This window comes from Brevibacterium sp. R8603A2 (assembly GCF_023072605.1).
Lineage (GTDB): Bacteria > Actinomycetota > Actinomycetes > Actinomycetales > Brevibacteriaceae > Brevibacterium > Brevibacterium pityocampae.
The window spans coordinates 58,942-84,427 of record NZ_JALLGN010000002.1 but is presented as its reverse complement, the minus strand read 5'-3'; the positions used below and the strand labels follow the sequence as shown (position 1 = coordinate 84,427).

The window sequence follows — 25,486 nt, the reverse complement described above, 5'->3', positions numbered from 1 at the left end:
GCGCCGCTCACTGCACCCGATCGCGGAGCACGGTCTTCTGGATCTTCCCGATCCCGGAGCGGGGGAAGGTGTCGAGGATGCGGATGTCCTTGGGGTGTTTGTAGTTGGCGAGGCGGTCGGTGAGGTAGTCGCGGATGGATGCGAGTGTGGGTGGGTCGTCGGGGTTCTTGGGGACGATGCAGGCGATGGGGACTTCTCCCCATGTCTCGTCGGGTCTGCCGACGATGCTGATCTCGGAGATCTGGGGGTGCCAGGTGAGTGCGTTCTCGATCTCGGCGCAGTAGATGTTCTCGCCGCCGGAGATGATCATGTCCTTGAGGCGGTCGACGACGTAGATGAATCCGTCGGCGTCGCGGCGGACGAGGTCGCCGGAGTGGAACCAGCCGCCGTGGAAGGCTTCGGCGGTGGCTGTCTCGTTGTTCCAGTAGCGGTCCATGACGCAGGGTCCGCGGTAGACGATCTCGCCGACCTCGTCGACGCCGACGTCGTTCATCTGAGGGTCGACCACCCGGATCGCAGTGTCGTCGGTGGGCTTGCCCACGGACCCGATCCGGACGAGCGAATCCTCGAACTCGAGACCCACCCCGTAGCCCGTCGTCTCGGTCTGGCCGAAGGCGGCCTTGACCTCGGCGCCGGGCAGGGCGCCCTTCATCCGCTCGAGGAGCTTCTCGCTCGCCGGGGCCCCGCCCCAGTTCGCGTGCGTGAGCGCCAGCCCCTCGCCGCCGCTGCGCTCGATCTCCTCGCACAGGAGCTGCCACTGCTGCGGGACCATGAACGTCGCGGTGACCGCGAACCGCTTCATCGTCGCCAGCGTCTCCGCCGGGTCGAACCCGGCGCTCGGGATGACGAGAGCGGTCCCGCCGCCGGCGAGCGCACCGTGGCAGCCGAGGAAGGCACCGATGTGGAACAGGGGAGGGGCGAGCATGACGACCCCCTGCCCGCTCTTGATGCCCCAGCGGTTCGCGACCTGGGCGGAGCAGGCGAAGATGTTCCCGTGGGAGAGCACGGCGCCCTTCGGATTGCCCGTGGTGCCCGAGGTGTGCATGATCGCGAAGTCGTCGCCGGACGCGGGAGAGACGAGCTCCGCATCGGCGAGCTCGACCCGCTCGGCGGTCTCGAGCAGGTCGACCGCATCGCAGTCGATGACCTCCGGGCTCGCCGTGGCCGCGGCGACGGCGCCGGCGGCGAGCTCCGCGAGCGACTCCTCGGTGAACAGGAGGTCCGGGGTGACGTTGTCGAGGATGAACGCGACCTCGCCGGAGGACAGGCGGAAGTTGATCGGCACGATGATCGCGCCGATCGCCGAGGCGGCCTGCACGAGGACGAGGAACTCCGGTCGGTTCGTCAGGAGGACCGCGACCCGGTCGCCGCGACCCACGCCGCGTTCGCGCAGGTCCTGGGCGGTGCGGCGGATCTGCGAGGCGAACACCGCCCAGCTCGTGTCCCGGCCGCGGAAGCTCACCGCGATCTCATCGGGCACCTCGTGGGCGTGGCGGAGGATCTTCGCGACCACCGATGCGGAGCGGCTGAAGGACAGGGCGGCCAGGTCTGCAGATGTCATCGTCGACGTCTCCTCATTCAGGATGACCGAGCGTTCGGTCGGTGCTCCTGAATCTAGTGGACGGCGATGTCCCTGTCATCCGTGCGCGCCGGAACGGGGCCGAGGATCGCACGCTGCACGGCCCGCACCGCGCTCGACAGCGGCCATTCGAGGGGCCCGCGCGGTGATGCGAGTCCGCGCCAGGCGAGGGCGAACAGCATCGCGATCCCCACATGGACGAACAGCTCGGTCAGGCCGCCCATCGGTGCGAGCCGGCTGATCTCGAGGAACACGATGTGGCCGGTGTAGACCGTCAACGGCATCGAGCCGGGGGCGCTGAACGGGGCGAGCAGCCAGGAGCGCTGCCCCAGTGCGATCGCGGCGAGCGCGCACAGGCCGAGCACCGCGACGGCGACCCCGGAGGTGTGGAACAGGTCGAAGGGGGTGGCCGAGTGAGGACCGGCGATCGCCAGCCACCACCAGGTGTCGGTGGGCGTCACCCCGTAGGAGCCGGCCTGCAGGGCGTACTCGAGGGAGCCCGGCTCGGGGTCCGGGACCGGGCCGACGGACGCCTCGAGCACGGCCCGTCCGCCGGCGGTGAGGAGGAGGGAGGAGACGGCCTTCGCGAGCAGCGCGGTGCCGAGCCCGATGATCACGGCGGTGCCCGCAGTGCGCACCGAGCGCCAGTCGAGCCGGGCGAGGAACATCCCGAGCAGCAGGTAGCCCATCCACGGCAGCACCGGGTAGTAGCCGGTGAGGAGCAGATCGGTGAAGAGGTACTGCGGGGTGAGGAGGTCCCCGGGAGTCGGCACGATGGAGGAGGTCTCGAGCTCGAGGCCGCGGCGCAGCGCCATGCTCAGCACGGGTGCGAGCGCCATCCACAGCGGTGCGAGCAGGCCGAGCGCGAGCGCGGGCAGACGGAGGAAGAGCGGGGCGAGGGCGAACATCACACCGTAGAACACGAGGATGACGGCGATGCTCGAGGTCACCATGCCGAGCAGCAGGCCGACGATCGAGATGAGGAGCCCGCGCAGCATGAGGCCGGCCGCGGCGGCGGCCCACGGGCGGGCACCCGGCCGGGCGAGGACGCGCTGCGTGCTCAGCACCACGGAGAATCCGGCCAGGACGGCGAACAGCGCCGAGGACCGGCCGGCGAACCACACCGCGGGGGTGAATGCGCCCTCGGCGGACACGAAGGTGAGGACGTGGGTGACCATCATGCCGAACAGCGCCAGCCCGCGGGCGGTGTCGATGCCGAGGTTCCGTCCGGCCGGTGCCAGGCGGCGGGCCACTGTCGAGGCGTCGGGCACACGGGCTCCTGCGGGTGAGACGGAGGTGCGGATGGTGATGATTGTGCCACAGCGCGCACCGGCCGCAGCCCTGCCGTGCGGTGCGGATGCGGGAACCCGCGAGGCGCTCGGCAGGGTGGTGTCGGACGGGGGACTCAGCCCCCGGCGACGGTGTCGCGGAGCACGGTCTTCTGGATCTTGCCCATCCCGGAGCGGGGGAAGGTGTCGAGGATGCGGATGTCCTTGGGGTGTTTGTAGCTGGCGAGGCGGTCGGTGAGGTAGTCGCGGATGGATGCGAGTGTGGGTGGGTCGTCGGGGTTCTTGGGGACGATGCAGGCGATGGGGACTTCTCCCCATGTCTCGTCGGGTCTGCCGACGATGCTGATCTCGGAGATCTGGGGGTGCCAGGTGAGTGCGTTCTCGATCTCGGCGCAGTAGATGTTCTCGCCGCCGGAGATGATCATGTCCTTGAGGCGGTCGACGACGTAGATGAATCCGTCGGCGTCGCGGCGGACGAGGTCGCCGGAGTGGAACCAGCCGCCGTGGAAGGCTTCGGCGGTGGCTGTCTCGTTGTTCCAGTAGCGGTCCATGACGCAGGGTCCGCGGTAGACGATCTCGCCGACCTCGTCGACGCCGACGTCGTTCATCTGAGGGTCGACGATCCTGATGGAGGTCTCCGCGGTTGGCTTCCCGACTGACCCGATCTTCCGCAACGAATCCTCGAAGCGCAGGCTGACCGCCGTTCCGGTGGTCTCCGTCTGCCCGAACACCGCGGTGATCGCCGCGTCAGGCATGCACTCGGCCATCCGCAGCAGGAGCTTCTCGCTCGCCGGGGCCCCGCCCCAGTTCGCATGGGTGATCGCCAGTCCCTCGCCGCCGGAGCGCTCGATCTCCTCGCACAGGAGCTGCCACTGCTGCGGGACCATGAAGGCCGCGCTCACCGCGCTGCGCTTCATGGTCGTGAGCGTGGCCGCGGGGTCGAAGCCCGCGCTCGGGATGACGAGGGCCGTCGCGCCGCGGGCGAGTGCGCTGAGGAAGGACATGAAGGAGCCGATGTGGAACAGGGGAGGGGCGAGCATGATGACCCCGCCACCGGGCTCCACGCCCCAGCGAGCGGAGTTCTGGATCGCGGAGGAGAACACGGTGAGGCAGCTGAGCACGGCGCCCTTGGGGTTCCCGGTGGTGCCCGAGGTGTGGAGGATGACGAAGTCATCCGTGCCGGCGGGTACGAACAGGTCCTCGACCGGGAGCCGGTCTGCACTCGTCGCTGCCGTGCGGAACTCCTCGGACCCGCACTCGAGCACCACCGGTGCGGAGTCGGTGGTGGCGGGGGCATCGCGGGCCTGCTCCGCGGTCGCCGGCTCGGTGACGAGGAGCTGGGGGTCGGTGCTGTCGACGATGCAGGCGATCTCCCCGGCGCTGAGCCGGAAGTTGATCGGCACGATGATCGCGCCGAGCGCCGCTGCGGCCGCCGCGGTGAGGAGGAACTCGGGACGGTTGGTCGTGAGGACCGCCACCCGGTCGCCGGTGCGGATGCCGCGCCGGCGGAAGTCGACGGCGAGCGCGAGCACCGAGTCCGCGCACTCCCGCCAGCTCGTCTCCTCGTCGCGATAGCGGATGGCGACGGCATCGGGGATCTCGTGCGCGTGGCGCAGCAGCTTGCCGACCAGCGACGGCGATCGGCTGAGTGCGAGCGCCGCTGCTTCGACGGTGACGGTGGTCACGGGGATGCTCCTCGGGTCGGCGTCGTTTGAACGCGACTGAACGTTCGCAAGGCTGAATCTAGCCGAGGTTGTGAGCGATGTTACGGGAGCCGCCGTCGCGGCCGCGTCCGCCGCCCGACCGTGGACCCCAGCCGCTAGACTGGGCGCATGGCATTGATCAGTGATTCCGACGCGGCCGTGGCGCGCGAGGCGTTCGGTGCCGTCGGCACCGCGATGATCACCCCCTTCGACGCCGCCGGCGGCATCGACTACGCCGCCGTGGAAGCCACCGCGGAGCACCTCGTGGACCTCGGCAACGACCAGCTCGTCGTGTCCGGCACCACCGGGGAATCCCCGACCACGACGGATGGGGAGAAGAGACGCCTCCTCGAGACCGTGGTCGGCGCCGTCGGCGATCGCGCCCGGATCCTCGCCGGCGTCGGCACCAACATCACTGCGCACTCCGTCGAGCTCGCCCAGCAGGCGGCCGCCGCCGGCGCGCACGGGCTGCTCGTCGTCACCCCCTACTACTCGAAGCCGCCGCAGGCCGCGATCGCTGAGCACATGCGCACCGTCGCCGACGCCACCGAGCTGCCGGTCATGCTCTACGACATCCCGGGCCGCTCCGGGGTGCCGATCGACACCGAGACCCTGCTCCGGCTCGCCGAGCACCCGCGGATCCTCGCGGTCAAGGACGCCAAGGGCGACCTCGTCGCCTCGCAGCGCGTGATGACCGAGAGCTCCCTCGTCTACTACTCCGGCGAGGACGCGCTCAACCTCCCCCTCATGGCGTTCGGCGCCGTGGGCATCGTCTCCGTGGTCGGCCACGTCAGCGCCGACAAGTTCGCTTCCATGGTGGCCGCCGTCGGGGACAACGACCTCGACTCCGCCCGCCGCATCGCCGGGGAGCTCGCGCCCCTCGTCGACGCCATCATGAATCACCTCCCCGGAGTGGTGGCCGTCAAGGCCGCCCTCGAGCTCCAGGGAGTGATTCCCACCCGCGCCACTCGCATGCCGCTGCTCCCCGCAGCAGACGAGCAGGTCGAGTCCCTGCGCGCTCAACTGATAAGGAGCGGTTACCTCCAGTGACCACATTTCTCGCAGAGCCCGGTGAACCGCCCGTCGTCGATCCGGAGGCGCTGCGCATAGTCGCCCTCGGCGGCCTCGGCGAGGTCGGCCGCAACATGACCGTGTTCGAGTACCGCGGCAAGATCCTCATCGTCGACTGCGGCGTCCTCTTCCCCGAGGAGGAGCAGCCCGGCATCGACCTCATCCTGCCGGACTTCAGCTACCTCGACGACCGGATGGACGACATCGTCGGCCTCGTCCTCACCCACGGCCACGAGGACCACATCGGTGCGGTGCCCTACCTCCTCAAGCGCCGCGCCGACATCCCGATCCTCGGCTCCGTGCTCACGCTCGCGCTCATCGAGGCGAAGCTCAAGGAGCACCGGATCAAGGCGACCACCCGCGTGGTCAAGGAGGACGACACCGACCAGCTCGGCCCGTTCGACCTCGAGTTCGTCGCCGTCAACCACTCGATCCCCGACGCGCTCGCCGTGTGCATCCGGACCGGCGCCGGAACCGTGCTCCACACCGGCGACTTCAAGATGGATCAGCTGCCGCTCGACCGCCGGATCACCGACCTGCGCGCCTTCGCCCGACTGGGCGAGGAGGGCATCGACCTGTTCCTCACCGATTCGACGAACGCGGACGTGCCCGGCTTCACCTCGCCGGAGAAGAACATCGGCCCGGTCCTCGAGACCCTGTTCGGCACCGCGGAGCGGCGCATCATCGTCGCCTCCTTCGCTTCGCACGTCCACCGCGTCCAGCAGGTGCTCGAGGCGGCGAACGCCCACGGCCGCAAGGTCGCTCTCGTCGGCCGCTCGATGGTCCGCAACATGAAGATCGCCCAGGACCTCGGCTACCTCCACGTGCCCCACGGCGTGCTCATCGACCTCAAGGACGTCGACAAGCTGCCCGACGACCAGGTCGTGCTCATGTGCACCGGCTCGCAGGGCGAGCCGATGGCCGCCCTGTCCCGGATGGCCGCCGGCAGCCACCGGATCCAGGTGGGGGAGGGCGACACCGTCATCCTCGCCTCCTCGCTCATCCCGGGCAACGAGAACGCCGTGTTCCGCGTCATCAACGGGCTCATGAAGCTCGGGGCGAACGTCATCCACAAGGGCAACGCCAAGGTCCACGTGTCCGGGCACGCCTCGGCCGGCGAGCTCCTCTACTGCTACAACATCGTCAAGCCGCGCGGCGTCATGCCGGTCCACGGCGAATGGCGCCACATGCTCGCCAACGCGCAGCTCGCGATGGACACCGGGGTGCCCGAGGATCACGTCGTGCTCGCCGACGACGGCTGGGTCGTCGACCTCAAGGACGGGCGCGCCGAGGTCGTCGGAGCCGTGGACTGCGAATACGTGTTCGTCGACGGCTCCTCGGTGGGCGAGGTGACCGAGGCGGACCTCCGCGATCGGCGCACGCTCGCCGACGAGGGCTTCGTGTCCGTATTCATGACCGTCGACTCCAAGCGCGGGGAGATCCTCGCCGGTCCGATCGTGCACACGCGCGGCGTCGCGGAGAGCGACGCGGTGTTCGACTCGATCCGCCCGAAGATCGAATCCGCGGTCAAGGACGCTCTCGCGAGCGGGACCAAGGACGAGCACCGGCTGCAGCAGGTCATCCGCCGCACGCTCGGCCGCTGGATCTCCTCGAAGCTGCGCCGCAAGCCGATGATCGTCCCGATGGTCGTCATCGTCTGAGCCGACTGCCCGCCACGGAGCTCGCCGCACGAGTGTGTGAAGAGCCGGCCCACCCCGCGGGGTGGGCCGGCTCTTCACATCCGTGCGGATTCAGCCCCGGTCGTAGGCGTGCCAGCGCTCGGCGAGCCCGGCGGCGGTCGCGCTGAGGGCGCGGGCGACCTCGGCGAAGGTCTGCGGGGTGAGCCGGGAGGACGGCCCGGACACCGACAGCCCGGCCGGCGCCGGTCCGCCGGGGACGGCGACCGCCAGGCAGCGCACCCCGACCTCCTGCTCCTCGTCGTCGACGGCGTAGCCCACCTCGCGGGCGCGTGCGATCTCGCCGAGCAGCGCCTCGACATCGGGGGCCGGGCCGCTGTCCACCGGCGGGAGGGCGAGCAGTCCGCGGGCCTCCTCGACCGGCAGCGCGGCGAGCACCGCTTTGCCGACCCCGGTGTTGTGCAGCGGCACGCGGCGGCCGACCTCGGTGAACATCCGCATCGAGCGAGGCGAGGCGGCCTGGGCCACGTAGGTCATCGAATCGCGGGTGAAGAACGCGAGATTGACGGTCTCCCCGAGCGACTCCGCGAGCGCGGCGAGCAGCGGCTGGGCCTCCGCGCCCGTCTGGTGCGCGGCGACCGCGCCGAGCCGTACGAGCCGCGGCCCGAGCGAATAGCTCCGGTCGGCGAGCTGGAGCACGATCCCGCGAGCGGCGAGCGTGCCGAGGATCCGGTGCACCGTGGGCACCGGGAGCCGGATCGCCGTAGCGAGATCCTTGCTCCGCGCCGCACCCCCGGCGTCCGCGAGGGCTTCGAGGACGTCGAGGGTGCGGTCGACCGATTGGACGCGCTGGGGCGAGGACATGGTTCAGCGGCGGCCGGCGGGCCCGGTGCCGCCGGGGCGGTCGTCCCCATCGGCGGCGCGGTCGCCCGTGCGATCGGCGTGCGGATCCGCGGCGAGGCTGCCGGCCGGGACCTCGGCGGCCGCGCGCTCCTGCTCCTCGTCGACCGGGAGCAGCTCGTCGTTGTCCCGGCCGCTGGAGCGGGAGAGCAGGACGAACGTCACCGCGAGGCCGATGAGGATGAGCGCGAACATGATCGTGCCGATGTTGAGGCCGGGTCCGAACACCATCATGTAGGCGATCGATCCCGCCGTGAGGCAGTAGACGGCCATCGGGATGATCGTCTTGCGGATGATGTCGCCCTCGCGGCCGAGCAGGCCGACGGTCGCGGCGGCGGCGACGACGTTGTGGACCGCGACCATGTTACCGGCCGCACCGCCCACCGCCTGCGCGGCGACGACGGTCTCCGGCGAGGATGCACCGATATTCACGCCGGTGGTGAACTGGAACTGCGAGAACATGAGGTTGGACACGGTGTTCGACCCCGCGACGAACGCGCCGAGCGCCCCGACGAAGGGTGCGGCGAGCGGCCAGTTGTGGCCGAGCGTCTCCGCCGCCGCCGACGCGAGCGTCACCGGCATCGAATCCATGCCCGCGGCGTTGTAGTCCGGGCCCGAGTTGATGAACACCCGGACCATCGGGACAGAGCACAGGAGTGCGACGGCCGCACCTGCGATCTGCCCGCCGGCGAGCTTCCACGCGGCGGCGACCTGGCGGCCGCTCATGCGGTGGAGCGCGATGGTGATGAGCGAGGCGAGGACGAAGAGCGCACCCGGCGAGTAGATCAGGTCCATGTTCTGGTTGATCGGGGTGCCGAAGATGCCCTCGACCTTGATGACGGCGGGGCCGGTGAGGAATGCCTTGACCGCCGGGATGTTGCGGGTGATGAGGAGGAGGACGACGACGATGAGGTACGGCGCCCAGGCCTGCACGAGCGGCATCCGCTTCTTGAGGTGCGAGGCCTCCGCGGCTGGGCTGACCGTTCCCATCCAGCGCTCGGGCCAGCGGTAGCGCGGCGCGAACTCCCAGGTGTCCTTGGGGGTGAGGAAACCGGCGCGGGCGGCGGGCACGACGATGAGGAGGCCGACGAGACCGCCGATCATCGAGGGGAACTCCGGGCCGAGGAAGGTGGCGACGAGGAGGTAGGGGACGATCATCGCGAAGGCGGCGAAGATCGCGAAGGGTGCGACGGCGAGCCCGTCAGCGAACCGGCGGCGGCTGCCGAAGAACCCGGTCATGAAGCAGCACAGGGTGAGCGGGATCAGGATGCCGCAGATCGCGTGGATGAGCGCGACCTGGCCGGCGGTGTGCGCGACGAAGCCGAGCTGATCGAGGCCGAGCACGCCGGCGCGCTCGGCGACATCGGCCGACATCGCACCGGTCTCATCGGCCAGGCCGTTGCCGATGCCGGTGAGCATGGGGGTGCCGACCGCGCCGAAGCTCACCGGGGTCGACTGGATGATGAGGCCGAACAGCACCGCGGCGATCGCGGGGAAGCCGAGGGCGAGCATGAGCGGAGCGACGACCGCGGCGGGTGCGCCGAATCCGGCCGCGCCCTCGATGAAGCTGCCGAACAGCCAGGCGACGATGATGACCTGGACGCGGCGGTCGGCGGACACGGAGATGAACCCGGCGCGGATCGTGTCGATCGCCCCGGACTTCGTCACGGTGGCGAGCATGACGAGCGCACCGAACACGATCCACAGCAGGCCGATGGCGACGAGGATGCCCTGCACGATCGAGGCGCCGATGGTCACGAGGTCGATCTGCCAGGCGAAGAACGCGACCGCGGCCGCGACGACGAGGCTGATGGGCATGGCGATCGCCGCGGGCATCCGGAAGCCGAGCAGCAGCACGCCGGCCACGATGATCGGGAGGAGCGCGAGCAGCGCCGCGACGAAGAGGTTGTCCATGTCATTCCTGTCTGCGGGGGAGCCGCATGAAGTGTCGGGTCGGCACGTCCCCGCGAGGCGGCGGTGCCCGAGCGGGGTGTGATTCCAATCACGGTGACAGTAGAGCATGCCGCAGCACTGTGCAAGCGTTCGATGAGTGCTTCGCGGGGAGCCGGATGTGAGCGGTCCCCGGCGATTCGGGAGGCCGGGCTTCCGCAGGGCAGAAAAACGTTCTCGAAATGAGACCGGGCTTCGGAAACTGATTTCACAGTGCGGAATCGCGATTTCATTCTCAAAGGAGTAGATTGCGAGTGACGAAGGTGTCGCACCTCATACTCGGCCGCGCGGCCCGCGGCCCGGGAAGGACGGAAGCCATGACCACCGTGGACGCCACGACCACTGCACAGACGCTCGAGGAGCTCGCCGCCCAGCTGCCCGACGGGGCGGTCATCACCGACCCCGTGAAGATGGAGGCCTATCGCTGGGACCGCGCCAACGACCCCGACGCGGGCATGCCGCTCGCGGTCGTCCGCGCCACCTGCACCGAGGACGTCCAGGCCGCCGTGCGCTTCGCGGCCGCGACGAACACCCCGGTGGTGCCGCGCGGAGCCGGTTCGGGGCTGTCCGGCGGATCCACCGCGCAGAACGGTGCGATCGTGCTCTCCGTCGAGCGGATGCGCGAGATCCGGATCGACCCGCTCACCCTCACCGCCGTCGCCCAGCCCGGCGCCATCAACGCCGAGGTCAAGGACGCGGCCGCGGAGCAGGGACTGTGGTACCCGCCGGACCCGGCCTCCTTCGAGTTCTGCTCGATCGGCGGGAACATCGCGACGAACGCCGGCGGTCTGTGCTGCGTGAAGTACGGCGTGACCACCGACTACGTGCTCGGGATGAAGGTCGTGCTCTCCGACGGCCGCCTCGTCACGCTCGGCGGGCCGCGCCTCAAGGACGTCGCCGGGCTGTCCCTGACGAAGCTCTTCGTCGGCAGCGAGGGCACGCTCGGCATCATCACCGAGGTGACCCTGCGCCTCATCCACATCAAGCGCAATCCGAGCACCCTCGTCGCGACCTTCCGGACCCTCGACGACGCCACTCGTGCGGTGCTCGGCATCACCCAGCAGATGCGCCCCTCGATGCTCGAGTTCATGGACCGCCCGACGATCAACGCGGTCGAGGACGAGACCCGGATGGGCCTCGACCGGGAGGCCGCCGCGATGCTCATCGTGCAGTCCGACGAGCCGGCCGGCTACGCCCAGCACGAGATCGAGACCATCGCCGAGGTGTGCGAGGCGAACAACGCCACCGAGTGCTATCACACCGACGACCCCGACGAGGGCCAGGCATTCATCGCCGCCCGGCGCATCGCGATCCCCGCGGTGGAGAAGAAGGGCACGATCCTCCTCGAGGACTGCGGCGTGCCGCTGCCCGAGCTCGGGCGCCTCGTCTCCGGCATCGAGGAGATCAGCCGCAGGCGCGAGGTGCTCGTCGCCGTCATGGCCCACGCCGGGGACGGCAACACCCACCCGCTCGTCGTGTTCGACCCCACCGACGACGCGCAGCGCGAGCGCGCGCACGTGGCCTATGGCGAGATCATCGACCTCGCGGTCTCGCTCGGCGGCACGATCACCGGCGAGCACGGGGTGGGTCGCCTCAAGCGGCCTTGGCTCGGCGACTACCTGGGCCCGGACGTCCTCGAGCTCAACCACCGCATCAAGAACGCCCTCGACCCGCAGGGCATCCTCAATCCGGGCACCGTCTTCGAAGCCCAGGAAGGACGCTGAATGACCTCCGATACGACCGCCCCGGTCTACACCACCGTTCCCGTCATCACCCACGACACCGCCGCCCGTGCCGTCGCGCTGACCATCGAGGAGGGGGAGAGGGTCGGTGTGCGCGCCTGCGCGACGATCGTCGATCCCGCCCTCGGGCTCGTCGCCTACGGCCGCGCCGACGGCATGACACCGCACAGCGTCGAGACGAGCCGGCGCAAGGCGAACACCGCCGCCTCCACCCGCCGGCCCAGCGCGCTCATGAACCCCGAGCTCGCGCAGAAGCTCGAGCACGGAACCGGCGGCCTGCTCACGAGCATCGCCGGCGGGGTGCCGCTCGTGTTCGACGGCACCCTCGTCGGCGGCCTCGGCGTCGCCGGCGGCAAGCCCGACGAGGATGCGGTGATCGCCGCGGCCGTGCTCGAACGGCTCGGGGCCGAACCCCCGGCAACGGCCTGACCCGGCCCACCGCACCGCACCGGGCCATCCGCCCGCCACAGTCCATCGCGCCACCCGCTCCAGACCGCCCCCGCACCCGAGACTGAGGAGTCCCTCATGACCACGACCCCGATCGACCTGCCCGACGGCCTCGAGATCACCGGCGAGATCAAGCCGGAGCACCTGTCCGTCCTCACCCCCGACGCCCTGCAGCTCATCGTCTCGCTGCACCGCGCCTTCGCCGGCACCCGCCAGGAGCGCCTCGCCGCCCGCAAGGACCGCCAGGCCCGCCTCGACGCCGGCGAGGAGCTCGACTTCCTCGAGGAGACGAAGGCGATCCGCGAGGACGACTCGTGGAAGGTGGCACCGCCCGCCCCCGGCCTCGAGGACCGCCGCGTCGAGGTCACCGGCCCGACCTACCGCAAGATGACGATCAACGCGCTCAACTCCGGGGCCAAGGTGTGGCTCGCCGACCAGGAGGACGCGAACACCCCGGCCTGGGACTCCGTGCTCGGCGGCCAGGTCAACCTGCTCGACTCCCTCAACCGGGAGATCGACTTCGTGTCCGAGCAGGGCAAGGAGTACACGCTGCGCCCGGACGAGGAGCTGCCGACGATCGTGGTCCGCCCCCGCGGCTGGCACCTCGAGGAGAAGCACATGCGGATCGACGGCGAGATCGCCTCGGGATCGCTCGTCGACTTCGCCCTCTACCTCGCGACCGCCGGCAAGGTGCAGATCGAGAAGGGCCGCGGCCCCTACTTCTACCTGCCCAAGATGGAGTCGCACCTCGAGGCGCGCCTGTGGAACGACGTGTTCATCCACGCGCAGGAGGCGCTCGGGATCCCGCGCGGCACCATCCGCGCCACCTGCCTCATCGAGACCTACCCGGCGGCGTTCGAGATGGAGGAGATCCTCTACGAGCTCCGCGAGCACTCCGCCGGCCTCAACGCCGGCCGCTGGGACTACATCTTCTCCGTCATCAAGACCCACCGCGCCAAGGGCGAGGACTGGATCCTCCCCGACCGCGCCCAGGTCACCATGACCGTGCCGTTCATGCGCGCGTACACCGAGCTCCTCGTGCGCACCTGCCACAAGCGCGGTGCCCACGCGATCGGCGGCATGAGCGCGTTCATCCCCTCCAAGGACGAGGCCGCCAACACCAAGGCCTTCGACCAGGTGGAGAAGGACAAGTCGCGCGAGGCGAACGACGGCTTCGACGGCTCGTGGGTCGCCCACCCCGGAATGGTCGAGGCCTGCCGCGCCGAGTTCACCAAGGTGCTCGGCGACAGCCCCAACCAGATCGACAAGACCCGCGAGGACGTCGCCGTCACCGCCGCCGACCTCCTGTCGGTCAAGGACACCCCCGGTGAGATCACCGAGGCCGGTCTGCGCGCGAACATCTCCGTGGGCATCCAGTACGTCGGGGCGTGGCTCAGCGGCAACGGCGCGGCCGCGATCAACGGGCTCATGGAGGACGCCGCGACCGCGGAGATCTCCCGCTCGCAGGTGTGGCAGTGGCTCCACTTCGGCGTCACCCTCACCGACACCGGGGAGGCCGTGACCAAGGAGCTCGTCGACCGGCTGATCGACGAGGAGGTCGACTCGCTGCCCGGCGGTGCCGCGCAGTGGGGCACTTCGAAGGACCTCTTCGCCCGCATGGCGACGGCCGAGGAGTACCACGACTTCCTCACCATCCCGGCCTACGAGCTGCTCGACTGATCCGAGTCGCACCGGCCGAGGCCGGTCCTGCCGCCCGGGCAGGCGACGCGGGGGCACCCACCGATCGGTGGGTTCCCCCGCGGCGTTCGCGGGGAGGACACAGGGTGCGCGAATCCCGGTTCCCGGACCCGCTTCCCCGTACTATGGGGATCATGGCGACCAGTACGACTTCCCCCGCTGCTGGTACCGGCACCAGGCGTCGACGCAGCGCGTCGACCGCACCCACCGGACGTGCGGGGGCACACGAGACCGACCCGAACGTGGTGACAGGTGCATGGATGGGAGTGGCCCGCATGGCAGGCAACAGGACCCGCAAGGTGCTCACCGAGACCCCCGATGAGCAGAGCCCGACCCGACGCGACGGCACCGCCTTCTTCCTCGTCGGGCTCGCGATCGTCGTCGCCGCCTTCGAGTGGTGGAACATCCCCGGCGCATTCGGCAACGGCGTGCGCGCCGTCATCGAGGGCTCCCTGGGGCGCGTCGCGCTCTCCCTGCCCGTGCTGCTCCTCGGCTACGCCGTGCGCCTGTTCCTGCGCGGCGAGGACACCCGCGGCAACAACCGGATCCTCATCGGTCTCATCGCCTTCGTGCTCGCCGCCGCCGGGCTCGCCCACATCGCGGCGGGCAGCCCCGGCTTCGCGAACTCGCGCGAGGCGATGATCAACGGGGGAGGGGCGCTCGGCTTCATCGTGTCCTCCCCGCTCGTCGCCGCGACCACGGTGTACGTCGCCGTCCCGCTCCTCGTGCTCCTCGGACTGTTCTCGCTCCTCGTCATCACGGCCACCCCGGTCAACACGATCCCGCAGCGTCTCCACGGCCTCTACACCCTGCTCGTCGGCGGGGAGGCCGCGCCCCGCGAGGCCGCCGGAGCCGACGACACCGACCTCGTGCGCGACAACCGCACGACGAGCACACTCAAGCCGGTGATGGGCGCCAAGCGCCGCTCCCGGAAGAAGAAGGACGACTCCGCCCCGCAGTACGAGAAGGAGGAGGAGAAGGCCTACGACAAGGCCTACATCCACGACGCGGAGGTCGACCCCGACGCTCCCGCCGCCCCGTCCCCGGAGCCGGAGCTCTACGACGTCGACGCCGAACCGCGGGTCCGCCCCGGTCAGCGCCGCCCCACCCGGGCGGAGAAGGAGACGGCCAAGCTCAAGGCCGACCTCGGGATGGAGGACGAGGCGACCCGCGTCATCGACCGCGAGCCCGACCCCGAGGCCACCGTCCCCGCCGTGTCCACCCCGGCTCCGCAGGCCACCGGCGAGCTCCCGCAGCGCGTCGAGCAGCTCACGCTGGCCGGTGACATCACCTACACCCTCCCGAGCTCCGATCATCTGCTCGCCGGGCCCCCGGCGAAGGAGCGCTCCGAGGCCAACGACCGGGTCGTCGAGGCGCTGCGCGACGTGCTCGAGCAGTTCAACATCGACGCCGAGGTCACCGGGTTCTCCCGCGGCCCGACGGTCACCCGCTACGAGGTCGAGCTCGGCTCCGGCACCAAGGTGGAGAAGGTCACTGCGCTGAGCAAGAACATCGCGTACGCGGTGGCGAGCGCCGACGTGCGCATCCTGTCCCCGATCCCGGGCAAGAAGGCGATCGGCATCGAGATCCCCAACGCGGACCGCGAGACCGTCGCGCTCGGCGACGTGCTGCGCTCGCAGGCCGCGCGGAAGACCGACCACCCGATGGTCGTCGGCGTCGGCAAGGACGTCGAGGGCGGCTTCGTCGTCGCCGACCTGTCGAAGATGCCCCACCTGCTCGTCGCCGGCGCGACCGGCTCCGGCAAGTCGAGCTTCATCAACTCGATGATCACCTCGATCATGATGCGCGCGACCCCGGACGAGGTGCGCCTCATCCTCGTCGACCCCAAGCGCGTCGAGCTCACGATCTACGAGGGCATCCCGCACCTCATCACCCCGATCATCACCAACCCCAAGAAGGCCGCCGAGGCGCTCGAATGGGTCGTCCGCGAGATGGACGCACGCTACGACGACCTCGCGCAGTTCGGGTTCAAGCACGTCAAGGAGTTCAACAAGGCCGTCCGCGAGGGCCGTGTGCAGGTGCCGCCCGGCTCCCAGCGGGTGCTCCAGCCGTACCCGTACCTCCTCGTCGTCGTCGACGAGCTCGCCGACCTCATGATGGTCGCCCCGCGCGACGTCGAGGCCTCGATCCAGCGGATCACGCAGCTCGCCCGTGCCGCCGGCATCCACCTCGTGCTCGCCACCCAGCGCCCGAGCGTCGACGTCGTCACCGGCCTCATCAAGGCCAACGTGCCCTCGCGGCTCGCCTTCGCCACCTCCTCGCTCGCGGACTCCCGCGTCGTGCTCGACCAGCCGGGCGCGGAGAAGCTCATCGGCCAGGGCGACGCCCTGTTCCTCCCGATGGGCGCGGCGAAGCCGATGCGCGTGCAGGGTGCGTGGATCAACGAGAGCGAGATCGAGAAGGTCGTCTCCCACGTCAAGGGCCAGCTCACGCCGGTCTACCGCGAGGACGTCGCGGTGGAGAAGCCGGCGAAGCAGATCGACGAGGAGATCGGCGACGACCTCGACCTCCTGCTCCAGGCCACCGAGCTCGTCGTCACCACCCAGTTCGGCTCCACCTCGATGCTCCAGCGCAAGCTCCGGGTGGGCTTCGCCAAGGCCGGGCGCCTCATGGACCTCATGGAGTCCCGCGGCATCGTCGGCCCCTCGGAGGGGTCGAAGGCCCGCGACGTCCTCGTCACCCCCGAGGACCTGCCGGGCACGCTCGCGGTGATCCGCGGCGAGGAACCGCCGGCGGGAGAGGCCGCGCCCGCCAGCGGGGGTGCGGCCGGTGCCGCCGGAGCGGGAGCCGGTGCCGCCGGAGCGGCGGGCGCGGCGTACGGGACCGACCCGGACGCCGAGCCCACCGACGTCGTGCCGACCGTCGGGGACATCGATCCGGACACCGGGCTCGAGGTCGTCGAGGCCGGCGGCGAGGACGCCTGGGATCTCACCGGCAGGTAGGCTGGAGCGGTGATGACCGAGAAGCCGCAGCCGAGTCCGTGGAACCTGCCGAATGCGCTCACCGTGCTGCGCATCCTGCTCGTCCCGCTGTTCCTGTTCCTGCTGCTCGGCTACGACGGCCTCGACCCGATGTGGCGCCTCGGCGCGTTCGTCGTGTTCGGTCTGGCGATGCTCACCGACAAGATCGACGGGGACCTCGCGCGGCGCTGGGACCTCATCACCGACTTCGGCAAGATCGCCGATCCGATCGCCGACAAGTCCCTCATGGCCGCGGCCCTCATCGGCCTCGCCCTCATCGGTGCGCTGCCGTGGTGGATCCCGATCGTCATCCTCGTCCGCGAGTTCGGGATCACCGTGCTCCGGCTGCTCATCGTGCGCAGAGTAGTGCTGCCGGCCTCGAAGGGCGGCAAGCTCAAGACGCTCCTGCAGACGATCGCGATCGGCCTCTTCATCGTGCTCCTGCCGCTGGCCGCAGTCGTCCCCGACGGCGTGACGATCGCCGTCATCGTCATCGCCTGGGTCGTCATGACCGCCGCCGTCATCGTCACGCTCGTCACCGGGATCGACTACTGCATCCGGATCGCCCGGCTGCTGCGGGAGCCGCGCGAGCCCCGCGCCCGCGCATGAGCGGCTCGCCGGACCCGGACCCGGGCCCCGCTGTCGCCGAGGTCGTGACCGGCCTCGTCGAGCGCGGGCTCACCCTCGCGACCGCGGAGTCCCTCACCGCCGGCCTCATCGCCGCGACCCTCGTCACGGTGCCCGGCGCCTCGGCCGCGGTGCGGGGCGGTCTGATCACCTACGCCACCGACCTCAAGGCGCGTCTCGCCGGGGTCGACCCCGCGCTGCTCGACCGGGTCGGTCCGGTCGACGCCGAGGTCGCGAAGCAGATGGCCCAGGGCGCGGCCCGGGTGTGCGGCGCCGACCTCGGACTCGCGTGCACCGGAGTGGCCGGCCCGGACCCGCAGGACGGGAAGCCGGTGGGCCTCGTCCACCTCGCACTCGCCCATGCCGACGGCACCGAGCACGCGGCGCACCGCTTCTCCGGCGACCGGGCGGCGATCCGCGCCGCGACGACGGCCGCGGGGATCGCGCTCCTCGCGGAGCACCTGCGCAGCCGCGGCGCCCCGGGTCCCGGGGCCGGGCGTCGCCCGGTTCGACAGTAGCCCTCCGGCAGCGTCACAGTTCGCTGTCAATCGCCTGCGCAGGCCGGTGCGGGATGGAGCGGCCGGGTGCGGTGCGGGTAGGCTACAGGGAACAAATCGGTGGCGTCGGCGGTTGCATCCTTCACATGGATAGAGTTCTGAACCGAGACCGCACCCACCGTCCGCTGCTACCGGGAGGATCGTCATGACGCTGCTGCGCACCGAGATCGGCGACTCCCTGCGTGCCGCCCGCCGGCGCCAGAACCGCACTCTGCGCGACGTCTCCACCGGCGCGAGCGTGTCGCTCGGCTACCTCAGCGAGATCGAGCGCGGCCAGAAGGAGGCCTCCTCGGAGCTCCTGTCCGCGATCTGCGAGGCCCTCGATCTGCCCGTGTCCTCCCTGCTCCGCGAGGTCAGCGACCGGTTCGCGATCAGCGAGGGCGTGGAGATCCCGGACACCGTCCCGGTGGAGATGTCCCGGCGCGTGCTCCAGGGCGAACCGGCCGATGCCCTGGCCGGGCCCGCCTGAATGCGTCACACGCTCTACTGGACGTTGATGAACGAGGAGTTCGGACAGGTCCGCGCGGAATCCCTCCACACCGACCTCGCCCTGTCCACGCTGGGCTCACGCACCGCGGCCGAGGCCTTCGACGCCGGAATCGAGCCGCGCGACATCTGGACCGCGATCTGCGAGGCCACCGGGGTGCCCCCGGAGCGGCGGCTCGGCCGCGACACCCCGCGCGCAGCACCCTTCTGAGGCGGCGTGCGCCCGTTGCCGGTGCCGTGTGCCTGGGGACGGGTGACGACGGCCCGCCGTCCGCGGGTCACAGCATCGCCACGACACGCCCGGACATATCGAACAGGTGTTCCCATTCCGGGTTAGGATGGGTCCCATGACGGGTTCGGCTGTGACCCGGGGACGTGCGCACCACCGTTCTCATCCACAGCCGGGCCGCTGATCCGGACCCGTGTCCGTGCCGCGTTCTAGAGTGCTGGCAGACGGACCCACCCAAGGAGGAACCCATGGCAGCACGCACCCCCCGCTCACCGCAGGCCGGCTCGGCGGACAACAAGTCCAAGGCGCTCGAGGCCGCGCTCGGCCAGATCGACCGCCAGTACGGCAAGGGCGCAGTGATGCGCCTGGGCGACGAGACCCGCGCCCCGATCGAGTACATCCCGACCGGCTCGATCGCCCTCGACATCGCGCTCGGCATCGGCGGGCTCCCGCGCGGCCGCGTCGTCGAGATCTACGGCCCGGAGTCCTCGGGCAAGACGACCGTGGCGCTCCACGCCGTGGCGAGCGCCCAGCGCGCCGGCGGCATCGCCGGCTTCATCGACGCCGAGCACGCGCTCGACCCGGAGTACGCGAAGAAGCTCGGCGTCGACACCGACCAGCTGCTCGTCTCGCAGCCGGACACCGGTGAGCAGGCGCTGGAGATCGCGGACATGCTCATCCGCTCCGGAGCGCTCGACGTCATCGTCATCGACTCCGTCGCCGCGCTCGTCCCCAAGGCGGAGATCGAGGGCGAGATGGGCGACTCCCACGTCGGCCTCCAGGCCCGCCTCATGTCCCAGGCGCTGCGCAAGATCACCGGTGCGCTCGCCCACTCGAAGACCACCGCGATCTTCATCAACCAGCTCCGCGAGAAGGTCGGCGTGTTCTTCGGCTCCCCGGAGACCACCTCCGGTGGCAAGGCGCTGAAGTTCTACGCCTCGGTGCGCCTCGACGTGCGCCGCATCGAGACGCTCAAGGAGGCCGGCGAGGCCGTCGGCAACCGCACCCGCGTCAAGGTCGTGAAGAACAAGATCGCCCCGCCCTTCAAGCAGGCGGAGTTCGACATCATCTACGGCCAGGGGATCTCCCGCGAGGGCAGCCTCATCGACATGGGCGTGGACAACGGCATCGTCCGCAAGTCCGGCTCCTGGTTCACCTACGACGGGGACCAGCTGGGGCAGGGCAAGGAGAACGTCAGGAACTTCCTCCGCGACAACCCGGGCCTGGCCGAGGAGATCGAGCTCAAGATCAAGCACAAGCTCGGCCTCATCGCCGAACTCCCGGACGCGCCCGCCGAGGATGCCGCAGCACCGGCACCGGCACCGGCCGACGACCCGGCGGCCGCGCCGGAGAAGAGCAATGTCGACTTCTGACGCGCACCGCCGCGAGGACCGTTCCGCGGAGGCGGTCCTCGCGGCGGCCCGGCAGGCCATCGACGAGGTCATGGCCCGCTCGAGCAGCGGGGCGACCGGCGATTCCGGTGCCGCCGGGTCACCTGACGGTGGCGCACCGCTGCCCGGCGGGCTCGCCGGGGTGTGGCGGGGTGCCGAGCCCGCCCCGGTGCCTGCAGCACCTGCGGCATCCGATGCCGAGGACGAGTCCGCGGCACTCGCCGGCGGGGTGAGCCCGGACGACCCGGAGTACAAGCGCGCGAAGAAGCGGGCGCTCAACATGCTCGCCGCCCGCGACCATGCGACCGAGGAGCTCCGGTCGAAGCTCCTGCGCAAGGAGCACCCCGAGGACGTCGTCGACACCCTGCTCGACCGGCTCACCGCCTCCGGGCTGCTCGACGACGAGCAGTTCGCCGCCGGCTTCGTGCGCGCCCGCCGGGAATCCCGCGCGCTCTCCGTACGGGCCCTCCGCCAGGAGCTCACGAAGAAGGGGATCCCTGAATCCGTCAGCGAGCACGCGCTCGAGGACCTCGACGACGAGTACGACCTCGCCTACGAGGTCGCGCTGAAGAAGGCGCGGAGCACCGCGAACCTGCCCCACGACACACGACTGCGCCGCACGCTCGGCATGCTTGCCCGGCGCGGCTTCCCCCAATCCGTGTGCATGGCCGCAGCCCGCCGTGCTCTCGAGGACGCCTGAGCATTCCGAGGGCGCGTTCGATTCCCGCGACGCACCCTGGCTCGCGACGTTCCTCTGTCCGTGACGTCCCCCTGTCTTCGACTCTCCCGACCCGGCGTTCCCGGAGTCGACGGCCATGGAGCCTTCGGGGCAGCACGGGAGGCCTCGGTACACTGGAGCCCTGATGACTGACACCACCGCACCCCCGCTGCCGCTGACCGAGGCCCCCGCAGATGCCCGCACCTACGCGGTGACGACCTACGGGTGCCAGATGAACGTCCACGACTCCGAACGGCTCTCGGGCCTCCTCGACGACGCAGGCTACCGGCCGGCCGACACCGGCGAGACCGCCGACATCGTCGTGTTCAACACCTGCGCCGTCCGTGAGAACGCGGACAACCGCCTCTACGGCAACCTCGGACGCCTCGCCCAGGTCAAGAAGGAGCGCCCGGGCATGCAGATCGCCGTCGGCGGCTGCATGGCCCAGAAGGATCGCGCCGCGATCGTCGAGCGGGCCCCGTGGGTCGACGTCGTGTTCGGCACCCACAACATGGGCTCGCTGCCTGCGCTCCTCGACCGCGCCCGCCACAACGAGGAGGCGCAGGTCGAGATCCTCGAGAGCCTCGACGTGTTCCCCTCGACCCTGCCCACCCGGCGGGAGTCGCACCATTCCGGCTGGGTGTCGATCTCCGTCGGCTGCAACAACACGTGCACCTTCTGCATCGTGCCCGCGCTGCGCGGCAGGGAGAAGGACCGCCGGCCCGGCGACATCCTCGCCGAGGTCCAGGCACTCGCCGCCGACGGCGTCATCGAGGTCACCCTGCTCGGCCAGAACGTCAACTCCTACGGGGCGGAGTTCCGCGACCGCGGCGCCTTCGCCAAGCTGCTCCGCGCCGTCGGCGCGGTCGAGGGGATCGAGCGGGTGCGCTTCACCAGCCCCCACCCGGCGGCGTTCTCCGACGACGTCATCGACGCGATGGCGGAGACTCCCACGGTGATGCCGCAGCTCCACATGCCGCTCCAGTCCGGCTCGGACCGGATCCTCAAGGCGATGCGCCGCTCCTACCGCACCTCGCGGTTCCTCGGCATCCTCGAGAAGGTGCGCGAGCGCATCCCGCACGCCGCGATCACCACCGACATCATCGTCGGCTTCCCGGGGGAGACCGAGGAGGACTTCCAGGGCACCCTCGACATCGTCCGCCGGTCCCGCTTCGCCCAGGCCTTCACCTTCCAGTACTCCAAGCGTCCCGGCACGCCGGCGGCGGACATGCCCGACCAGCTCCCCAAGGAGGTCGTGCAGGAGCGCTTCGAGCGACTCGTCGCCCTCCAGGACGAGATCTCCTGGGAGGAGAACCGCGCCCAGGTGGGCCGCCGGGTCGAGGTGCTTGTCACCTCCCTTCCCGACAGCGAGCACCACCGGTACACCGGCCGTGCCGCCGACAACCGGCTCGTCCACGTCGGCCCCACCGGCCCGCTGCCCACCGTGCGTCCCGGCGACGTCCTCAGCGCCGAGGTGAGCGAGGCCCGGCCGTTCTTCCTCATCGCCGACGGTCCGGCCCTCGTGCGGCCCACCGCCTCCGGCGACGCCTGGGACCGCGCACAGGCCGACTCCTGCGGCACCGGCGGCGGCGCACCCGGCGGGCCCACCGTGCTCGGCATGCCCACCCTGCGCCCCCGGAGCTGATCCGTGCCGGCCCGCGCCGCACACCCCGACGGCCCCGGAGCATCTCACGGCCCCGAAGACCCGGTCGATCCCGCGCACCCGGACGGGCCCGACCGCCCGGACGCCTCCGACCATCCCGTGATCAACGTCGTCGGCGCGACCGCGACCGGCAAGTCCGAGCTCGCGATCGCCCTCGCCCAGCGCCTCGGCGGGGAGATCATCAACGCCGATGCGATGCAGTTCTACCGCGGCATGGACATCGGCACCGCGAAGCTCACGCCCGGTGAGCGCGGCGGCATCGCCCACCACCTCCTCGACATCCTCGACGTCGACGAGGACGCCTCTGTCGCGACCTTCCAGCGCGAGGCTCGCGCCCTCATCACCGCGATCCGCGGCCGCGGGCACGTGCCGATCCTCGTCGGCGGCTCCGGCCTCTACGTGCGCGCCGCGACGGATCGGATGGCGTTCCCCGGCACCGACCCGCAGGTCCGGGCCCGGCTCGAGGCCGAGGCGCACGAGCACGGCAGCACGGTCCTCCACCGGCGGCTCACCGGGCTCGACCCGGAGGCGGCGCAGACCATCGCCCCGGCCGACACCCGGCGAGTGGTGCGCGCCCTCGAAGTGCTCGAGATCACCGGCGAGCCCTTCAGCGCCCAGCTGCCGCGCTACGAGTACGCCCTGCCCACCGTGCAGGTGGGGCTCGCCCTCGACCGGGCGACCCTGCACGAGCGGATCGCAGCCCGCGTCGGGCGCATGTGGGAGGCCGGCTGGGTCGACGAGGTGCGCGCCCTGCTGCCGCGCGGCCTGCTCACCGGCACCACCGCCCGGCAGGCGATCGGCTACGCCCAGATCGTCGACCTGCTCGCCGGCCGCCTCGCCGAGCCCGCCGCCCGCGAATCGACGATCGTGCGCACCCGCCAGTTCGCCAAGCGGCAGGACACGTGGTTCCGGCGCGACCCCCGGATCCGCTGGCTGCCCGCGGGCGCCTCGGCCGTCGATCGCGCTCTCGAGATCCTCGGGGCGGACGGCGGCGCGCAGCGGTAGATCGGGGCGGCAGCAGAGCGGAGCAGTAGACTGGCCGAGTGACTACGTACGCACTCACCCGGGGCCACGGCACCGCCAACGACTTCGTCCTCCTCGCCGATCTCGACGGCGCCGCCGACCTCTCTCCCGAAGCGGTCGCCCTGCTGTGCGATCGTCGGCGCGGCGTGGGCGGCGACGGTCTCATCCGGGTGGTCCGTTCGGCAGCGGCCGGGATCCCCGAAGCCGTGGACGCCCACACGGTCGGCGCCGAATGGTTCATGGACTACCGCAACGCCGACGGCTCGATCGCGGAGATGTGCGGCAACGGCGTGCGCGTCTTCGCCCACCACCTCGTCGAGCACGGCCTCGTCGACCTCGCCGCTGGACCGCTCGCCGTGGGCACCCGGGCCGGTGTCAAGCACGTCACCCGGGTCCCGGACCCCACCGGCGCGCAGGAGGCCTGGTACCGCGTCGACATGGGCCGCTGGGAGTTCCCGCGCCCGATCACCGAGGGTGCCGACTCACTCGTCGACACCGCCGGCATCGACGTCCCCCGTCCGGCGATCAGCGTCGACATGGGCAACCCCCATACCGTCGTCGCGCTCGCCGGGGCCGAGGAGCTCGCCGCCGCCGACCTCACCCGGCTCCCGGCGGTCGACCCGCTGCCCGTGCACGGCACCAACGTCGAGTACATCGTCATCGAGCCCGACCACGACGGCGATCCGTCGACCGGCCGGCTCGCGATGCGCGTCCACGAGCGCGGGGTGGGGGAGACGCAGTCGTGCGGCACCGGGGCCTGCGCGGCTGCGCTCGCCGCCCGCTTCTGGGCCGGATCGAACGGCCCGACGACCTGGACGATCGCTCTGCCCGGCGGCACCGTCGAGGTCGAGATCAGCGAGAGCTCGGTCGCCCTGTCCGGTCCTGCCGTGCTCATCGGCGACGTGGTGCCGACCGCGGAGTTCGCCGCAGCCCTCGCCGCGCGCTGACAGGCCGCGCAGCTCCCGGATCCTCGCCCTATCAGCCTGTGTGTGCGCGGGGCCGTGTGCCGGCGAGCGGAGGTCAACGGTTCCGGAAGGTATGATCCCCGGCTCTCAGTCGGCTGAGCGCGTCACGACGAGGACGCGGAAGCCCTTCGCCGAGGAGTGCTTGGCCACCGTGTAGCCCGCGCCGAGCATGTCGGCGATCCACACCCGGAGCGAATCGGCGCCGAGGTTCTTCGACACGACGAGCCACGCCTGCCCGCCCGGGGCGAGCCTCGGCAGCCAGGTCTCCAGCAGCCCGTGGAGGACCTCCTTGCCCACCCGGATCGGGGGGTTTGACCAGATCGCGTCGAACGCGATGTCGGCGGGCACCTCGGCGGCGGTGACGGTCCGGATCGCATCCAACCCGAGGTCGCGGGCGTTGCGGGCGGTGAGCTCGAGGGCCCGCTCGTTGACGTCGAGCGCCCAGATCCGCACCGCGGTCCCCGCTTGACGCGCCTCGAGACCGGCCTGCAGGGAGATCGGCCCCCAGCCGCACCCGAGGTCGAGCAGCTCCCCGGCCGGCGGCTCCGGCAGCGCCTTGAGCAGCACGTGCGTGCCGAGGTCGAGTCGGCCGGGGGAGAACACGCCACCGGCCGTCGTCACCGCGACCTCCCGGCCCGCGAGCGGGGCGGTGATCGTCCGGAGCGGCCCGGGCGCGGAAGGATTCGCGGAGAAATAGTGTTCAGTCATCACGCCCATGGTAATCCGCGCACCGGCCGCCGCCCGGCGCGCCTGTGGGAGAATGGAAGACCGACCACCACCGAGAGAAGTCGATGCCCGTGACCGGATCCACCCCGGATTCCCCCGTCGAT

General features: G+C 70.9%; 21 protein-coding genes. 15 read left to right on the top strand and 6 right to left on the bottom strand.

The genetic code is table 11. The annotated features are described in order from the left end of the window. Positions 1-7: 7 nt before the first annotated feature. From MTQ12_RS02705 to MTQ12_RS02695, 3 genes are all read right to left on the bottom strand, one after another. A complete protein-coding gene (locus tag MTQ12_RS02705) occupies positions 8-1,561 on the bottom strand; it encodes an AMP-binding protein (RefSeq protein ID WP_247423762.1) in 1,554 nt (517 codons plus the stop codon). Between the two features lie 53 nt (positions 1,562-1,614). Continuing rightward, on the bottom strand, positions 1,615-2,850 hold the full coding sequence (locus MTQ12_RS02700) for a heparan-alpha-glucosaminide N-acetyltransferase domain-containing protein (RefSeq protein ID WP_247423760.1): 1,236 nt from the start codon (positions 2,848-2,850) through the stop codon (positions 1,615-1,617). Positions 2,851-2,984: 134 nt separating this feature from the next. Beyond that, the gene (locus tag MTQ12_RS02695) at positions 2,985-4,553 is read right to left on the bottom strand and encodes an AMP-binding protein (protein ID WP_247423758.1); all 1,569 of its coding nucleotides are present in this window, start codon (positions 4,551-4,553) and stop codon (positions 2,985-2,987) included. Between the two features lie 147 nt (positions 4,554-4,700). On the opposite strand from MTQ12_RS02695, the gene dapA reads away from it, so the two are divergent. Beyond that, positions 4,701-5,621, top strand: a complete 921-nt coding sequence (gene dapA, locus MTQ12_RS02690; protein WP_247423756.1) for a 4-hydroxy-tetrahydrodipicolinate synthase — start codon at positions 4,701-4,703, stop codon at positions 5,619-5,621. Continuing rightward, positions 5,618-7,303 carry a ribonuclease J gene (locus MTQ12_RS02685; RefSeq protein WP_295688444.1) on the top strand — a complete coding sequence of 562 codons (1,686 nt, stop codon included), beginning with the start codon at positions 5,618-5,620 and terminating at the stop codon, positions 7,301-7,303. The genes dapA and MTQ12_RS02685 overlap by 4 nt, the downstream gene beginning before the upstream one ends. A 90-nt stretch (positions 7,304-7,393) precedes the next feature. Here MTQ12_RS02685 and MTQ12_RS02680 read toward each other — a convergent pair whose 3' ends face one another. Together MTQ12_RS02680 and MTQ12_RS02675 are read right to left on the bottom strand one after the other, a co-directional pair. Further along, complete coding sequence (locus MTQ12_RS02680; RefSeq protein ID WP_247423754.1) at positions 7,394-8,143, bottom strand: IclR family transcriptional regulator; 750 nt, start codon at positions 8,141-8,143, stop codon at positions 7,394-7,396. Positions 8,144-8,146: 3 nt separating this feature from the next. Continuing rightward, positions 8,147-10,093: an L-lactate permease gene (locus tag MTQ12_RS02675; protein ID WP_247423752.1), complete on the bottom strand. Its 1,947-nt coding sequence runs from the start codon at positions 10,091-10,093 to the stop codon at positions 8,147-8,149. A 353-nt stretch (positions 10,094-10,446) separates the two neighbouring features. Here MTQ12_RS02675 and MTQ12_RS02670 point away from each other — a divergent pair, with 353 nt between their 5' ends. From MTQ12_RS02670 to dapF, 13 genes are all read left to right on the top strand, one after another. Further along, positions 10,447-11,853, top strand: a complete 1,407-nt coding sequence (locus MTQ12_RS02670; protein ID WP_137320087.1) for an FAD-linked oxidase C-terminal domain-containing protein — start codon at positions 10,447-10,449, stop codon at positions 11,851-11,853. After that, positions 11,854-12,300 (top strand): heme-binding protein, encoded by a 447-nt coding sequence (locus MTQ12_RS02665; RefSeq protein WP_247423750.1) that lies wholly within the window; start codon positions 11,854-11,856, stop codon positions 12,298-12,300. It begins immediately after the preceding gene. A gap of 96 nt (positions 12,301-12,396) precedes the next feature. After that, positions 12,397-13,998 carry a malate synthase A gene (gene aceB, locus MTQ12_RS02660; protein WP_137320085.1) on the top strand — a complete coding sequence of 534 codons (1,602 nt, stop codon included), beginning with the start codon at positions 12,397-12,399 and terminating at the stop codon, positions 13,996-13,998. A gap of 293 nt (positions 13,999-14,291) precedes the next feature. Then, entirely contained in the window at positions 14,292-16,979 is a 2,688-nt protein-coding gene (locus MTQ12_RS02655; protein WP_247423748.1) for a DNA translocase FtsK, read from the top strand. 12 nt (positions 16,980-16,991) lie between these two features. Continuing rightward, complete coding sequence (gene pgsA, locus MTQ12_RS02650; RefSeq protein WP_247423746.1) at positions 16,992-17,606, top strand: CDP-diacylglycerol--glycerol-3-phosphate 3-phosphatidyltransferase; 615 nt, start codon at positions 16,992-16,994, stop codon at positions 17,604-17,606. Beyond that, positions 17,603-18,142: a CinA family protein gene (locus tag MTQ12_RS02645; protein ID WP_247423744.1), complete on the top strand. Its 540-nt coding sequence runs from the start codon at positions 17,603-17,605 to the stop codon at positions 18,140-18,142. The genes pgsA and MTQ12_RS02645 overlap by 4 nt, the downstream gene beginning before the upstream one ends. A 184-nt stretch (positions 18,143-18,326) precedes the next feature. Further along, positions 18,327-18,650, top strand: coding sequence for a helix-turn-helix transcriptional regulator (locus MTQ12_RS02640; RefSeq protein WP_137320081.1), 324 nt, complete (start codon positions 18,327-18,329; stop codon positions 18,648-18,650). After that, positions 18,651-18,878 carry a DUF3046 domain-containing protein gene (locus MTQ12_RS02635; protein ID WP_137320080.1) on the top strand — a complete coding sequence of 76 codons (228 nt, stop codon included), beginning with the start codon at positions 18,651-18,653 and terminating at the stop codon, positions 18,876-18,878. A gap of 266 nt (positions 18,879-19,144) precedes the next feature. Then, positions 19,145-20,269, top strand: coding sequence for a recombinase RecA (recA, locus tag MTQ12_RS02630; protein ID WP_137320079.1), 1,125 nt, complete (start codon positions 19,145-19,147; stop codon positions 20,267-20,269). After that, positions 20,256-20,987 carry a regulatory protein RecX gene (locus MTQ12_RS02625; RefSeq protein WP_247423742.1) on the top strand — a complete coding sequence of 244 codons (732 nt, stop codon included), beginning with the start codon at positions 20,256-20,258 and terminating at the stop codon, positions 20,985-20,987. The genes recA and MTQ12_RS02625 overlap by 14 nt, the downstream gene beginning before the upstream one ends. Before the next feature lie 163 nt (positions 20,988-21,150). Next, on the top strand, positions 21,151-22,650 hold the full coding sequence (miaB, locus tag MTQ12_RS02620; protein ID WP_247423740.1) for a tRNA (N6-isopentenyl adenosine(37)-C2)-methylthiotransferase MiaB: 1,500 nt from the start codon (positions 21,151-21,153) through the stop codon (positions 22,648-22,650). 117 nt (positions 22,651-22,767) lie between these two features. Further along, complete coding sequence (gene miaA / locus MTQ12_RS02615; RefSeq protein WP_247423985.1) at positions 22,768-23,673, top strand: tRNA (adenosine(37)-N6)-dimethylallyltransferase MiaA; 906 nt, start codon at positions 22,768-22,770, stop codon at positions 23,671-23,673. A 38-nt stretch (positions 23,674-23,711) separates the two neighbouring features. Then, positions 23,712-24,638, top strand: a complete 927-nt coding sequence (gene dapF, locus MTQ12_RS02610) for a diaminopimelate epimerase (protein WP_247423739.1) — start codon at positions 23,712-23,714, stop codon at positions 24,636-24,638. Between the two features lie 105 nt (positions 24,639-24,743). Here the strand turns inward: dapF and MTQ12_RS02605 are convergent, their stop codons facing one another. Then, the gene (locus MTQ12_RS02605) at positions 24,744-25,364 is read right to left on the bottom strand and encodes a methyltransferase (protein ID WP_247423737.1); all 621 of its coding nucleotides are present in this window, start codon (positions 25,362-25,364) and stop codon (positions 24,744-24,746) included. Between the last annotated feature and the right edge of the window lie 122 nt (positions 25,365-25,486).

Excerpts from the sequence above, each read along its gene's own strand:
- MTQ12_RS02680 (WP_247423754.1), bottom strand. The coding sequence starts at position 8,143 with ATGTCCTCGCCCCAGCGCGTCCAATCGGTCGACCGCACCCTCGACGTC.
- MTQ12_RS02645 (WP_247423744.1), top strand. The coding sequence starts at position 17,603 with ATGAGCGGCTCGCCGGACCCGGACCCGGGCCCCGCTGTCGCCGAGGTC.
- MTQ12_RS02640 (WP_137320081.1), top strand. The coding sequence starts at position 18,327 with ATGACGCTGCTGCGCACCGAGATCGGCGACTCCCTGCGTGCCGCCCGC.
- recA (WP_137320079.1), top strand. The coding sequence starts at position 19,145 with ATGGCAGCACGCACCCCCCGCTCACCGCAGGCCGGCTCGGCGGACAAC.
- pgsA (WP_247423746.1), top strand. The coding sequence starts at position 16,992 with ATGACCGAGAAGCCGCAGCCGAGTCCGTGGAACCTGCCGAATGCGCTC.
- dapA (WP_247423756.1), top strand. The coding sequence starts at position 4,701 with ATGGCATTGATCAGTGATTCCGACGCGGCCGTGGCGCGCGAGGCGTTC.
- MTQ12_RS02670 (WP_137320087.1), top strand. The coding sequence starts at position 10,447 with ATGACCACCGTGGACGCCACGACCACTGCACAGACGCTCGAGGAGCTC.
- MTQ12_RS02675 (WP_247423752.1), bottom strand. The coding sequence starts at position 10,093 with ATGGACAACCTCTTCGTCGCGGCGCTGCTCGCGCTCCTCCCGATCATC.
- miaB (WP_247423740.1), top strand. The coding sequence starts at position 21,151 with ATGACTGACACCACCGCACCCCCGCTGCCGCTGACCGAGGCCCCCGCA.
- aceB (WP_137320085.1), top strand. The coding sequence starts at position 12,397 with ATGACCACGACCCCGATCGACCTGCCCGACGGCCTCGAGATCACCGGC.
- MTQ12_RS02705 (WP_247423762.1), bottom strand. The coding sequence starts at position 1,561 with ATGACATCTGCAGACCTGGCCGCCCTGTCCTTCAGCCGCTCCGCATCG.
- MTQ12_RS02665 (WP_247423750.1), top strand. The coding sequence starts at position 11,854 with ATGACCTCCGATACGACCGCCCCGGTCTACACCACCGTTCCCGTCATC.
- MTQ12_RS02625 (WP_247423742.1), top strand. The coding sequence starts at position 20,256 with ATGTCGACTTCTGACGCGCACCGCCGCGAGGACCGTTCCGCGGAGGCG.
- MTQ12_RS02635 (WP_137320080.1), top strand. The coding sequence starts at position 18,651 with ATGCGTCACACGCTCTACTGGACGTTGATGAACGAGGAGTTCGGACAG.
- MTQ12_RS02655 (WP_247423748.1), top strand. The coding sequence starts at position 14,292 with ATGGCAGGCAACAGGACCCGCAAGGTGCTCACCGAGACCCCCGATGAG.
- MTQ12_RS02605 (WP_247423737.1), bottom strand. The coding sequence starts at position 25,364 with ATGACTGAACACTATTTCTCCGCGAATCCTTCCGCGCCCGGGCCGCTC.